Raw genomic sequence first — 13,722 nt, 5'->3', positions numbered from 1 at the left:
GTATCCGGTGTTGCCCATCTTTGATGGCATAAAGATATAGATCCTCATTCCTTCAGGGCATTAAAGGTTTACTGCTAAGCTAGCCACACAAGTTATTGGTACAGACTGGATGATTATGACTGATATCGACTCTCTCCGGGCCGAACTGGATGGTCAAAGCCCCAGGGCGATCCTGAAAGCCGCCCTCGCCCACTATGGCAACATTGCCATTTCGTTCAGTGGCGCCGAGGACGTCGTGCTGATCGAAATGGCTCACAAACTGACCGACAATCTCAGGGTGTTTACCCTGGATACCGGCCGACTGCACGCGGAAACCTACGAGTTTGTCGATCGGGTGCGAAAACACTACGGCATCGATATTGAAGTCCTGTTCCCGGATGCCAAAGAAGTTCAGGACATGGTCAACCGCAAAGGCCTGTTCAGTTTTTACGAAGAGGGTCATTCGGAATGCTGTGGTATCCGAAAGGTTAACCCGCTGCGCCGTAAGCTTGCCACTCTGGATGCCTGGGTCACGGGCCAGCGTCGGGACCAGAGCCCCGGTACCCGGAATGAGGTGCCGGTGGTCCAGCTGGACACCGCCTTCTCAACTGATGCAAAGCCACTGATAAAATTTAACCCGCTGGCAAACTGGAGTTCCAAAGAAGTCTGGGATTACATCCGCATGTCTGAGGCGCCCTATAACCGGCTACACGAGCAGGGCTTCGTCAGTATTGGTTGCCAGCCTTGCACCCGCCCGGTGCTCCCTGGCCAGCACGAGCGCGAAGGACGCTGGTGGTGGGAAGAAGCCACACACAAGGAATGCGGTCTGCATGCCGGCAACCTGATCGGCAAGTCTGGCTGAACGGCCCGAAGCTGCGTCCACAAAAAAGCCCGCGTCGCCTTAACGGCCCGCGGGCTTTTCATTGGGCCCAACCTCAGTGCTCAGTAGGTAGGAAGCTCGATATCCTTGAACAGTTCCTGAATCTCGGACCGACTCCCCTGGTGAGCCACGGCTTCATCCACCTTTTGCTTGGTGAGATGGGGCGCGAACCGCTCCATGAAGTCATACATATAGCCCCGCAGGAAGGTGCCTTTGCGGAAGCCAATACGGGTGACCGAGGGCCTGAAAAGCTTGCTGGCGTCCAGCGCCACGAGATCGGTATCCACCTTGGGATCGAACGCCATACTGGCAATAATGCCGACCCCCAGCCCCAATCGCACGTAAGTCTTAATGACATCGGCATCAGCGGCAGTGAACACCACTTTCGGGGTCAGTCCCCGCGACTGGAATGCCTCATCCAGCTTGGACCGCCCGGTAAAACCGAATACGTAGGTTACCAGGGAATACTCCGCCAATTCTTCAAGCGTCAGTTCCTGAGCTTTTGCCAGAGGGTGATCCTTGGGAACGATCACGCAGCGGTTCCACTTGTAGCAGGGCATCATGATCAGGTCATTGAACAGGTCCATGCCTTCCGTGGCGATGGCAAAGTCCACCGCACCGTTGGCGGCCATTTCTGAGATCTGCATCGGCGTGCCCTGATGCATATGCAGGGACACATCCGGATATTCCTCGATAAAGCCCCGGATAACCGGCGGCAATGCGTAACGCGCCTGGGTGTGGGTGGTCGCGATACTCAGGTCGCCTTTACGCTGATTACTGAATTCCTGGGCAATCTTCTTGATGCCTTCCACCCGGCGCAGGATCTCCCCCGCCTCCCGGATAATGATCTCGCCGCCCGGAGTAATGCGGGTCAGGTGTTTGCCGCTGCGGGCAAACACCTCAAGTCCCAGCTCGTCCTCGAGCAAACGAATCTGTTTGGAGATGCCCGGCTGTGAGGTGAACAGGCTCTGGGCGGTGGCGGACACGTTCAGGTCGTGGTGCGCAACTTCCCAGATATAACGCAGCTGTTGTAATTTCATTAATTCTGTCGCTCCCTGGATTTACGGCCCTGAGTCAGTGCCTCAGGCTCAACTCGTGAACGCTGGTGGATTCATAACCGGATAATACGCATAAAGGATCAATTTTTCATTCTTTTTTGGTATACAAGGCAATCTGTATTCAGTGTAGACCAAATCTCTGGTTTCGCTGGCCCGACAACACCTTGCGTCAACACAGCCCTTGACTTGTGTGTGACAAAGCACACAATCGCTAGTCAAACGTGCCCAGATCCCGGGAAGCCATGCTGCTGACAACCAAATTCCTCCGGCCAACACCCGATTCCAGAGCCGTTCAACGTCAACGGCTGGATACCCTGCTGCAACCGGACTCCGGCAAACGACTGAATCTGGTTATTGCTCCGGCGGGTTATGGCAAGACCACACTGGTCAGCCAGTGGTGCGCCGGCAACAGCATGCCCACCGCCTGGCTCTCACTGGACGAGCAGGACGACAAGCCAAGGCAGTTCTGGCAGTACGTGATTGGCGCCTTCGAGCATGCCGGCCTGATCGGACTGGAGGACTGCAAGAAACTGTTGGCCAGACAGGACGACGACGAACTCACACCCGCCATTACCGGTCTTTTGAATGTTCTCGCGGCCGATGGCAATGCCTGGTCGCTGGTGGTGGATGACTACCACGTTATCAGTAACGACACCCTTCATCGCCAACTCGCGTGGTTTCTGGACTATCTGCCACCCGGTATTCTGGTGACCCTGGCGTCACGAACGGAGCCACCTATGCCACTGGCCCGCTGGCGCGTCCGCCGCCAGGTTCAGGACATCCACCCCGGTCTCCTCGCGTTTTCCGAAGAGGAATGTCAGGAATTCTTCCGCAGCACCATGGCCATGGAGTTGTCCGAGGACGACATTCGATCGATATGTCGTAAAACCGAAGGCTGGGTCGCCGCCATGCAACTGTCAGCACTGGCCGGCAAGAAGGAAGCCGTCGTGCCCGGCCAGGCCATGGGCTCACCGGATAGCCGACTGATTTCCGATTATGTCCTTACCGAAGTACTTGAGCAGCTTCCCAAAGAACTGACAGACTTCCTGCTGGAAACGGCCTGTTGTCCGCGCTTGTGCGCCCCTTTGTGCAATGCCGTCAGACAACGCCAGGACAGTCAGGAAAAGCTGTCCAGCCTTCTGTCCCAGAATCTCTTTCTGATCCCGCTGGACAATAGCAACGAGTGGTTCCGTTACCACGACCTGTTTCGGGAAGCCCTGTTACAGCGAATCCAGAGTGCCGACCCGCCCCGGGCCTCGGAACTTCAGTCCCGTGCCATTGACTGGCTACTGCGCCATGGCCATGTACAGGAAGGGATTGCCCAGATTGTCCGGCGCAACGATACGGACCACCTGGCGGCGGTTCTGGCGGAACACGGAAACAATCTGATTCATGGCGGCTATCACCTTCCGGTACTGGAATGGCTGGAAGCGATCCCTGCTCACAAGATTCAGGACAGCCCACAACTGCAGATGCTCAGGATCTGGGGGCTGTTTTTCGCAAACCGGGTTGAAAGTCTGGACCCGCTTCTGCTGGAAGTTGAGGATCTGCTGGACCGCCGCGTTGCCGATTCCCACCCGGATGCTGAAGGCGCACTGGCGTTGCACAGCGAGATTTCCCTGGTGAGATCCTACCTGGCCCGCACCCGCAACGACGAAAAAAACGCCTCGGATCTGACCCGGCAGGTATTGAAGGACATTGATCAGATCAGTATTCCCCTGAAGTCCGTCACCTATTACGGCCTGGGCCTGGACTATTTCGGGAAGGGCGAACTGAATGACGCCGAGGAAGCTCTGGAATCAGCCGTTCATTATGGCCAGGTAGAGCGGAAAGCCAGTACCGTTCTGTCATCCGGCGGCCTGCTCGCCTGGATTCAATACCACCGCGGTGATACCGACCTGGCGCTGGAAACCACCGGCCGAGTGCGGCAGTGGGTGGACGAACATTATTCGGACCCCAGCCAGCCGCGACTGATTTCCTGCTGGCAGAACAGTGCGCTGACGGAAATCTATCGCGAGCGGAACCAGATCAGCACGGCCGAGGGGTACCTAGCCCCCTTGCTCGATCATGTAAAGAAGGGCACCGAACCTGGCCAGCATGTGGTGATCCAGTATGTACGCGGGCACCTGGCCTTTACCCGGGGCGACCTGGAAATGGCGGTTGAAGCATTAGAAGATGCCGTGACTACCGGCCGGCGCCGGAGGGAACACATCGTCTTCGAGCCGCCTGCCGCGTCCGCCTTGTTGGCACGCTGCTACCTGGCCTCCGGCCACGCCGACAAGGCCCGCGCCTGTTTACAACCCGCACTGGACCAACCGGCCACCAACCCGCTTAACCGGGAGCAGAACCAGATTGCCCTGGCCCGGGTGCAGAATGCACTGGGTGAATATCAACAAGCCCAGGACACCCTGTCCGCTCTGATACCAACGGCGGAGCGCAACGCCCACAACCGGCATTTGGTGGAGATTCTTCTGGTGTACGCCGAGGCGCTCGCTCACGAGGGCCGAGCCGACGAGTCCGATGTCATGCTGGAGAAGGCATTGGACCGGGCCGAAAACGCGGGCTTTCTGCGCCTGTTTGCGGAAGAGAGCGCTTCTCTGCGGGACATGCTTCTGGATTTTCCCAGACTACGCACCCCGGGCCGGTGGAACCGGGAGCTGCTCGCGATGCTTCGGGAACATGCTGCAGAGCAGCCTGGCGAACCGTCGTCCCATGGTGCTAAGGAAACCAATCCTACCAACGAGACTGCCCGTCCTGGGGTCGAGGCTGCAAATGTTCTGGCAGAACCGTTGAGCCAGCGTGAGCAGGAAGTGCTGGCTTTGATCCACCAGGGGCTGGCCAATAAAGAAATTGCTGAGCGCATGTCCGTTGCCCCGGCTACCGTGAAAGCGCACATCAGGAACCTGTACGGCAAGCTCGGCGTGAGCCGGCGCACCGAGGCGCTGGCGAAAGCACGGGAGGTAGGGTTGCTGGAGGATGTCGCGAAAACGTGATGGACATCACATTTGACACCAATTAAGCCTGGTCACTACGCCCTTTGGACGATCCGTTTACGCCCCTTTAAGCCCTATCATTTAACCATGGTGAGGTTAACGCCTTACCTCGAAATCTGAAATTCAGGCCTTCAGACTTCTTGTTCCGCGTTGTTTCGACGCCCGGGTTCGTTAAGAACCCCTTCCATGAGAGCCACCCCTTGCGGGCTGGCTCTTTTTTTATGGGTCAGTTTACAGATTTGCGAGAAATCTAGTGTTCAATGATGCGGCGAAACGGCGGGAGTGCATCCAATAGCAACTGCCCGTAGCGTCGAGCCACAATCCTGCGGTCCAGAATGGTCACCCGCCCCGTGTCCTGTTCCGTTCGCAGCAGGCGGCCAACGGCCTGCACCAGTTTGACAGAAGCGTCCGGCACCGTGATTTCCATAAAGGGATTGCCTCCACGTTGGGTCACCCACTCGGCCAGACTGGCTTCAATGGGGTCATCCGGTACCGAAAAGGGCAATCGGGTGATCACCACGTGGTGCAGATAGCGCCCCGGCAGGTCAATGCCCTCTGCAAAACTGGCCACACCAAACAGTACACTGGGCTTACCTTCGTCAACCCGGCTGCAATGCAGCCTGAGCACCTCATTCTTGGCCATATCGTCCTGGGTCAGGATCAGTTCCGGGTACTCAGGCGCCAGCGCATCACGAACCTGCTGCATCTGTCGGCGTGACGTAAACAGCACCAGTGTCGCCTTTTCTCCGGCCCAGAGCTCTGGTAAACGCTTGACCAAGGCATCAGCGAAACCATCGTCGGTAGGCATCGCGACCATGGCCGGCACTTCCACCGTCGCCATTTCGGCGTACCGGAAAGAACTGGGTACTACCAGATAACGGCTGGCCTCAGGCAATCCGGCCCGTGAACGAAGTCGATCAAAGCGCCCGAGCGCCGTCAGCGTGGCGCTGGTAAGTACCGCTCCGTAAGCCCTCGACCACAATCTCGAATACAGCAGGTTATCGGCCAGTACCGGCGAGCTGAACAGGGTAATGTCTTCAGCATGGTCCCAGCGCTGGCGCACTGCCCACCTTGCCGCCGGTGGACCTTTACGAGCAGGGGCTTCGACCACCGGCTCCTCTTCATCACTGACGATGGCGACACCTTCGCTCCAGGCAATCCACAACCGCAGCTGATCTTCCGCCCTGGCATGAAAGGAACCTACTACCGGGTACCAGGAATCTGCTGTGTCCCGGTCCAGCTCCGGATCCTTGCGCTCATCGAATGCGCTCTGGAGTTCATCGACCAATGTTCCGAGGTGCCGACAAAGCCCTGCCGTGGCGATTCGTGTTTCCCCAGCCAGTTCGGCCAGCTTCTCGGGCAAGGCACCATCCGGATACCGCCACTGGGCACTGCGGCGCTCTTCGTTAAATTCCCAGCCGGTATTCTGCTCAACCTCTTCGTACACGCGAGTGAGTGCCAGATCCAGATCCCGACCCGCGGCACTGATCTTTTCAACCGCTTTGGCGGCCTGGGAGCCCGCTGGAAGCCAGGGCTGCATCTTGACCAGCGCCTGGGAAAGCTGTTTCAGCCATTGCCGGGTGGAGTTCAGCGGCACTGACGCGGCGAAATGGTTCAGGGCCTTGTCTGGCAGGTGATGGGCTTCATCGAAGATGAACAGCGCGTTCTCCGGCTCCGGGAGAATGGCGCCACCGCCCAGGGCCAGATCCGCCAGCACCAGGTCATGATTGGCCACCACCACATCGGCATCGTCCAGATCCTTGCGGGCATCAAAGAACGCACAACTGTCAAAGTAGGCGCAGTGCCGGTTGGTGCACTGGCGATGATCAGTCGTCACCTGACGCCAGATTTCATCGGGAATCTGTTCCGGCCAGTGATCCCGGTCGCCGTCCCAGTCCCGGGAACCATAACTGGCAAGCATGTTTTCAAAGGTGGCCCGGCTACGGGCTTCGTCGTCTACCGGCTGATCCAACAGGAACAACGGCATGGTATCGCTGTCACCATGGCCCTCATCGTGCAGCCTCGCTTCCAGTCGCGACATACACAGGTAACGACCACGGCCTTTGGCAAGAGTCCAGCTGAAATCCAGCTTGCTGTGTTTACGCAGGTCCGGCAGATCTTTCAGAACGATTTGATCCTGAAGCGCCACCGTGGCGGTGGAAATCACCAGAGTCTTGCCAAGGGCTTTCGCCACCGGAATGGCGGCGATGAGGTAGGCCAGCGTTTTACCTGTACCGGTACCAGCCTCCACCACGCAGGTAGCCGGCGGGGAAGTGCGCTGGCCATCGTTGTCGGTGATTTCCCCCATGTACCGGGCAATCTCCGCAATCATCAAGCGCTGGCCATAACGGGCACGGATATCCTTGCCCGCCAGCACATCCCGATAGGCTTGCTGAATTTGCTGTTTAACGTCCTCTGTCAGCGCCATTATCTCGGGCTCACCCAGTCACGTACGGTACCTACACGGAAAAACTGGCCGTTCTTGCTGAGCACCACACCGTCTTCGGTAATACGTTCTACCAGCAGCGACCCAAAGCCATCTCCCGGCTTCAGGTAATGGCCATTGATCATGACACGACTGGCGGAGGGGTCAGATGCAAATATGTGACTGTTAAAGGTCAAATCAGGGACACTCTTCTGAAAAGAAAGGGGTAGTTCCACAAGGTGAGGCACCCTGCCCTGCGGCACCCGTTCCGTCAAGGCAGATTGTGGCAACGGCTCACTTTCGGACCGACTTGGAACAATGACGACAGGTTCGTCCCAGGACTGCTGGTTGACGCCGTATTCATCTGACATGGCCTCATCACCTGCCTCAGTGACCACACCTGTACCTGTTGCCTGAGACAGGTCCTGCCCTCCGGATACCCGGACCGGATCCGCTATTTCAGTCTCTGCAAGCGGCTCAGGCTCAGGCTGAGCCGCCGGCACATCGGGTACCGGTTCGGACTGTTCCTGGGCTACAGCAGGAGCCTCCTTCACCGTCACGATCTTTGCGTCTCGCTCCGGCCAGAACAACCAGGCAAGCACACCCGCGTTCACTAACAAGGCCAGCGCAACCCACACCACGGCCGATACCGGCTTACGTTTGGGGCGGTATACCATCTGTACCGGTTGCCCGAGATCAGGCGCTTTGCCCTGTCGGCGCTCCGCTTCGGATTTTCGGAGCGCATCGAGAATATACGACATACGCTACCCGCTCCTGGCCATCTCTGCTGACACCAGCCGTGGAATATTGTCGGCCAGATCGTTGTTCATCTGGATAATGGTCATGGCGCCGGCAATACCATCCACGGTGAGCCCCCGTTTCTCCTGGTACCAGCGCACCTGTTCCGTCATATCCATACGCTTGACGCGGGCCGCCTCCTGCTCACCGCGGCTCAGGCGCTCTGCCAGCTCCATCATACGGGCACCGATCCATAACTGCTGGCCGGAGTCATCGCCGTAGAAACCATCGCCGGTCATGAACTCGGGAATTCGCCAGAGCACCCGGAAATCACCGTACCAGTAGTCTTCAATCTCCCGGAACGGCACTTGCTGGCTGCCCCGGGGCGTCGCAATCACTGCCAGATCACCATCCAGTCGTTCCACAACCACCTGGCGAGTGCGGCCGCTTTCATCCCTTAACTGAAGGATGGCGGGCCGATTGATGAACTCCAGGCTTCTTCGACTCCCCTGGCGTTCCAGGCAGGCCAGCCCCACCGTTGCGGCGTAATCACAGGCGATCGGGTTGGCCGACCGCTCATAGCTCTTGCCCCACAGAGCAAATAAAGCGGTGAAGGCTTCAGACAACGACTGGGTGTGCTGGTTAAACACAAATCCTGGCGGTGTTGGCTCCGGCGCCGCAATTGCTCGCTGGCCGGAATCTGGGGCCATGGGCGGCACCGGCTCTGCCACCCGTTCAATCACGCCTGCAACCGACGGTTCGGCCTTGGGCTCGGCCAGTGCCGGGGCGGATGACCCGGGAATATCCAGCAGCCACACGGTACTGATAATGGCAATGATAAACGAGGCGACAACCAACCATACATGACTGCCCCGGCTACCGAACGTCCGCCCGGACGGAGCCATCGCCAGGCCGCCATTGACCTCTTTTGCCGCTTTGCGAATATGTGTGACGGAGATCAGATGATCTCCCTCCGCATAGGCTCCGAGCAGTGCCCGGTCGCTGATCAGATTGATAAGCCGGGGTACGCCCTGACTTTCCCGATACAGTCTACGGACCGCCCCGGGGGTAAAAATATCACCCCGCATACCGGCAACATTAAGCCGGTACTGCAGATAGGCAGGCAGTTCCTGCCGATCGATTGCATCCAGGTGGTAGCGTGCCGTTACCCTTTGATTGAGCTGGCGAAGTTCCGGCAGAGCCAGGATGTCCTGCAATTCCGGCTGGCCAAGCAGGACAATCTGAAGCAGTTTCTTTTCCGAGGTTTCCAGGTTGGTCAGCAAGCGCAGCTGTTCGAGCACCTCAGCAGAGAGGTTCTGGGCCTCGTCAATAATCAACACCTTGTGCCGGCCAGCGGCGTGGGCTTTCAGCAAATCCTGATTGATGCTGTCGACCAGGGTCTTGATACTGGCATCAGGTTGGTGCGCTATTTCAAGTTCGTCACAAACGGACGACAGCAGCTCCCTGGCAGACAGGCGCGGATTCAGTACCAGCGCAATATCCACATGTGCCGGCGCGTTTTCTATGAAGCAGCGACAAACCGTGGTTTTACCGGTGCCCACCTCGCCAGTGATCACAATGAAACCGCCCTGCCCCTGCACACCGTACATCAGGTGCGCCAGTGCTTCCTTGTGGCGATCGCTGAGGTAGAGATATCGGGGGTCGGGAGCGATTGAAAATGGCGGCTCACGAAAGCCGAAGAAATCGTAGTACATGGTTCCTCAGGGCCTGGCCGGGGTATCACCGCTTACCAGTTTGAGTTCTGCTGCGCGCCGGTTTTGCTGTTTCAGGCGGCGAACGCAACGCTCCAGGGTTTTCGAGATCCGTGCGTGGGAGCGGATCATGGATATCTTGGGCCAGGTCGCCCGCTCACCTTCCAGAATCATCTCACGAACATACTCAGGGCTCGGGTTGGCAAGCATACGCCGAAAATGCCGCAGGGAATAGTTTGGTGCGATGGTCACATCGCCGGAGTATCGCTGGGCCATAATGGTATACATCTGGCCGGATAGCTGCCGCAGGATCTCTGGCCGAACACGCTTTCGCAGGTAATCGAATACACCTTGCCCGTGGAACTGTATCTCGGATTTCAGCAAGTGGGACGGCAGATTGGTCAGAGACAGTTTTTCATCCTGGCCACGATCCGTCAGAAACGGCACCACGTGAGGGTTGGTCTGGCTGACAATGGTGAAATTCACATCATAAAGGTGCATCAGTCGTTCAATAGGCAGATCGCTCACAACAGAGCCGTCCACAAACTTGAGCCGCGGCATGTAGGGCAGCGAATTACCGTTGAGATCTTTTTTCATCAGCGTTACCGGCGGGAAAATACCCGGTACAGCGGCACTGGCCAGGGCGGCGCTCCACACCAACAGGTACGGTGAGGTGTAACCGCACAGCAAGCGGGCTTTCTGATGCGCCTGCACCGGAGACACACTGATATTAATACTGCGCCCGGTGCGCTGGTAGGCTTCCTCAAAGGTATAGTCGCCAATATTCTCCCGCAGGCATCGGCGCAATGTGTCCTGGTCCATCAGACCGGTTCCGCGCATGGCGCTTAACAACCCCCGCCATTTCCATGCTTTCAGGTTATGGCTTTCAGGCACCAGCATTTCAGGAATTTCAGCATCGGTATGAACCCCCAGAATGCCGGCGATAATGGCGCCGATGCTGGAGCCGGCAATCACCTGCGGCAAAAGGCCTTTCTCCCAGAGCGCCTTGATAACCCCAAAATGGAACATGCCCAGACTGGCGCCACCACTCAACAGTAAGGTGGGCCGCCCGTAGCTTGTCAGGGTGTCGCGGAAAAACTGCAGTTTGTCATACACCGGGAAACCAGGGACCGGATGGTCACACAGGTAATCCAGCGACTCACAGACCTGAGTGATGTATTCTTCAATCAGGTGTTTGGTACCGACGCGGGAGCGGGTGTACAGCGCCGGATTCCCCATGTTGCCAAGGTCGTGATGCAACCCTTCCCTGAGCGCGCGCTTCAGGCGCTCGAAATCATTCTGTTGGCGATACTGCTTGAGATTGGACAGGCGATCATAGATCAGCTCGTAATGGTAAAGATCGGAGGCAAAATCCTCTTTCCATTCGGCATTGCCCTCAAGAAAATCCAGCTCCAGTGCGGCCGCTTTCCACTGTTCATAATTCGTGGCCTGCGCCAGCATTTTTCGGAAACGGGTTATTCTCGGGTCCTTGATCACCTGTCGCCTCCCGGCTTGTACACTCAGAAATCGTCGAGCATCAGATCGTCATCATCACTCGCGAAAGGATCTTCGGTGATCTTACCATCGTTAATCAGGAATTCACGACGCTGCAGGAAGGCATTGCGCATAAACGTGTACCGATCCCCGGAAATGAAATTCTCCGCCGGGATCAGGTCTGCTCGCTTATCCACAATCTGGAGCATTCGCAGGTAATACCATTCGGGGTTCTCGACCGAGTCCCACGCCGAAGGCAGCATGAACCCGTCCGCCGCCATACCCGTGAAATACCGGGGCGTGGACGGCCCAAGCAACGGCAGCATCAGGTAAGGACCGGAATCCACTCCCCAGGTTGCCAGGGTCTGGCCGAAATCCTCTGGCCGCTCGGGCAGCTCGAAGGCGTTGGCAACATCAAAGAAACCGCCCAGACCAAAGACCGTGTTGTAGGTAAAACGGCCAACCGCCACAACCGCAGACTCACCCTTCAGCTGCAGAAGGCTGTTGGTGAAGTTACGGATTTCGGTCAGGTTATTGAAAAAATTGGTAATCCCCCGGTCCACCAGATCTGGTGTGACGGTGCGATAGCCCTTGGCTACCGGCCGGAGAAACCACCGGTCAATAGCATCATTAAAGGCGAAGACCTTTCGGTTCCAGTTTTCATAGGGATCGCCGGTTTCAACCGGCATAGTCTGTTCACCCGGGGGCTCCTGGAGATTCTGGGCCGTGGCCGGATTAAAGACCGCCAGGGCCGGGAAAACTGCGATGACCATCCAGGATGACCAGCGCCGGGACTTACGCTCTTTCATGTCGCTCTCTTGGGTTGTTTAACCTGTTCAGTTTCGTCAACAATACCGGCGCTTTATTATTATTTTTCAACCTTCCGGAGGAAATCCGATGTCAGTACCGGGAAATCCCGTCAGCTCCCTCGCCATGGCACTGCGATGGGGTGATATGGATGCATACGGCCACGCCAATAACACAGTTTACTTTCGTTTCTTTGAAGAAGCCCGGATTGTCTGGCTTGCCTCACTGGAACTCGGTGGTGCCGAAGACGCCACCGGGCCGGTCATTATAAAGACCAGCGCCACATTCCTGAAGGAGCTGACTCACCCCGCCAATGTGGTGGTGGAAACTTACGCGGACAAAGCCGGAAATACCAGCCTGGACACTTACCACCTGTTGAAAGACAAGGATACCGGAGATATCTACGCGGAAGGCTATGCGAAAATCGTCTGGACGGACCGGGCGACACGCAAATCCACCCCGCTGCCAGACACCTTGCGGGCGCTGGCAGCGAGATAAACAGGCTCAGCGGTGGCGAACCACGACGCTGCCAATGGAATAGCCGGCGCCGAATGAGCAGATCACGCCCAGATCGCCGGCTTTCAGATCGTCCTTGTATTTGTGGAACGCGATGATGGAACCAGCGGAACTGGTGTTAGCGTATTCGTCCAGAATCACCGGAGCCTCTTCCACACTGGCATCGCGACCCAGAACCTTACGCGCAATTAACTGGTTCATGTTCAGGTTGGCCTGATGCAGCCACATCCGGGTGAGATTATCCGGGCTGAGGGAAAGGGATGCCAGGTGGCCCTGAATGGTCTCGGCCACCAGGGGCGAGACTTCCTTGAACACCTTCCGCCCTTGCTGGATAAACAGTTTGTCCGCCTTGCCAATGCCGGATTCATCGGCACGATTGAGGAAGCCGAAGTTATTCCGGATGTTGTTGGAAAACTTGGTTTTCAGACGAGTACCCAGAATTTCAAAACCCTGGCCGGCTTTAGTGTCTTCCTCACGCTCAACCAGTATCGCCGTGCAGGCATCACCGAAGATAAAGTGGCTGTCCCGATCCCTGAAATTCAAGTGGCCGGAGCAGATTTCCGGGCTGACCACCAGCACCGAACGTGCTGCACCATTTTCGACCGAGTTGACTGCCGCCTGCAGGCCGAAAGTGGCAGAACTGCACGCCACGTTCATGTCATAGGCAAAGCCTTCAATACCCAGGGCTTCCTGCACTTCAATGGCGATGGCCGGATACGGCCTTTGCAGGTTGGAACAGGCAACAATGACGGCATCGACATCGGCCGCCGTTTTACCCGCCTGGGCCAGGGCTTCCTTGCTCGCGGCCACCGCCATATCGCACTGTACCGACGGTTCATCGTTGCTGCGCTCCGGAATGTAGGGGGTCATCCGGTGGGGATCAAGAATACCATCCCGATCAATAACATGCCGGCGCTTGATACCGGAGGCTTTTTCAATAAAGGCAGAAGACGAGGGTTGCAGGGCAGCGACCTCACCACGGGCAATTTCGTCGGCATGCTCGTTGTTGAACAGCTCCACGTACTGATTGAACGCTTCAACCAGTTCATCATTCTCGATAATGGCGGGCGGCGTATACAGGCCGGTTCCGCTGATGACGGCTTTAATCACAATAACCCCA

General features: G+C 57.4%; 10 protein-coding genes. 3 read left to right on the top strand and 7 right to left on the bottom strand.

The window, feature by feature from the left end; genetic code table 11:
• The first annotated feature begins 115 nt into the window (after positions 1-115).
• Positions 116-841 carry a phosphoadenylyl-sulfate reductase gene (locus tag ACF8YQ_RS08190; protein WP_023010090.1) on the top strand — a complete coding sequence of 242 codons (726 nt, stop codon included), beginning with the start codon at positions 116-118 and terminating at the stop codon, positions 839-841.
• An 80-nt stretch (positions 842-921) separates the two neighbouring features.
• Here ACF8YQ_RS08190 and cysB read toward each other — a convergent pair whose 3' ends face one another.
• A complete protein-coding gene (cysB, locus tag ACF8YQ_RS08185) occupies positions 922-1,899 on the bottom strand; it encodes an HTH-type transcriptional regulator CysB (protein WP_396623147.1) in 978 nt (325 codons plus the stop codon).
• Positions 1,900-2,159: 260 nt separating this feature from the next.
• On the opposite strand from cysB, the gene ACF8YQ_RS08180 reads away from it, so the two are divergent.
• Positions 2,160-4,910: a LuxR C-terminal-related transcriptional regulator gene (locus ACF8YQ_RS08180; RefSeq protein WP_396623146.1), complete on the top strand. Its 2,751-nt coding sequence runs from the start codon at positions 2,160-2,162 to the stop codon at positions 4,908-4,910.
• Positions 4,911-5,160: 250 nt separating this feature from the next.
• Here the strand turns inward: ACF8YQ_RS08180 and dinG are convergent, their stop codons facing one another.
• Genes dinG through ACF8YQ_RS08155 form a run of 5 tightly spaced genes read right to left on the bottom strand, consistent with a single transcriptional unit; the run spans position 5,161 to position 12,088 of the window.
• Complete coding sequence (dinG, locus tag ACF8YQ_RS08175) at positions 5,161-7,338, bottom strand: ATP-dependent DNA helicase DinG (protein WP_199451638.1); 2,178 nt, start codon at positions 7,336-7,338, stop codon at positions 5,161-5,163.
• On the bottom strand, positions 7,338-8,096 hold the full coding sequence (locus tag ACF8YQ_RS08170; RefSeq protein ID WP_396623145.1) for a general secretion pathway protein GspB: 759 nt from the start codon (positions 8,094-8,096) through the stop codon (positions 7,338-7,340). The genes dinG and ACF8YQ_RS08170 overlap by 1 nt, the downstream gene beginning before the upstream one ends.
• A gap of 3 nt (positions 8,097-8,099) precedes the next feature.
• Positions 8,100-9,788 (bottom strand): ExeA family protein, encoded by a 1,689-nt coding sequence (locus ACF8YQ_RS08165; protein WP_396623144.1) that lies wholly within the window; start codon positions 9,786-9,788, stop codon positions 8,100-8,102.
• Between the two features lie 6 nt (positions 9,789-9,794).
• Complete coding sequence (locus ACF8YQ_RS08160) at positions 9,795-11,282, bottom strand: DUF3336 domain-containing protein (protein WP_121206597.1); 1,488 nt, start codon at positions 11,280-11,282, stop codon at positions 9,795-9,797.
• 23 nt (positions 11,283-11,305) lie between these two features.
• Positions 11,306-12,088, bottom strand: coding sequence for a VacJ family lipoprotein (locus ACF8YQ_RS08155; protein WP_022991148.1), 783 nt, complete (start codon positions 12,086-12,088; stop codon positions 11,306-11,308).
• A gap of 88 nt (positions 12,089-12,176) precedes the next feature.
• On the opposite strand from ACF8YQ_RS08155, the gene ACF8YQ_RS08150 reads away from it, so the two are divergent.
• Complete coding sequence (locus tag ACF8YQ_RS08150; RefSeq protein ID WP_011785075.1) at positions 12,177-12,584, top strand: thioesterase family protein; 408 nt, start codon at positions 12,177-12,179, stop codon at positions 12,582-12,584.
• A gap of 6 nt (positions 12,585-12,590) precedes the next feature.
• Here the strand turns inward: ACF8YQ_RS08150 and ACF8YQ_RS08145 are convergent, their stop codons facing one another.
• Positions 12,591-13,712 (bottom strand): beta-ketoacyl-ACP synthase III, encoded by a 1,122-nt coding sequence (locus tag ACF8YQ_RS08145; protein ID WP_014421346.1) that lies wholly within the window; start codon positions 13,710-13,712, stop codon positions 12,591-12,593.
• Positions 13,713-13,722: the final 10 nt, after the last annotated feature.

The organism is Marinobacter sp. W-8, from assembly GCF_044342215.1.
In the GTDB taxonomy this organism is placed as follows: Bacteria; Pseudomonadota; Gammaproteobacteria; order Pseudomonadales; family Oleiphilaceae; genus Marinobacter; species Marinobacter nauticus.
The sequence above is the reverse complement of the archived record's forward strand: the minus strand, read 5'-3'. Positions and strand labels throughout refer to the sequence as shown.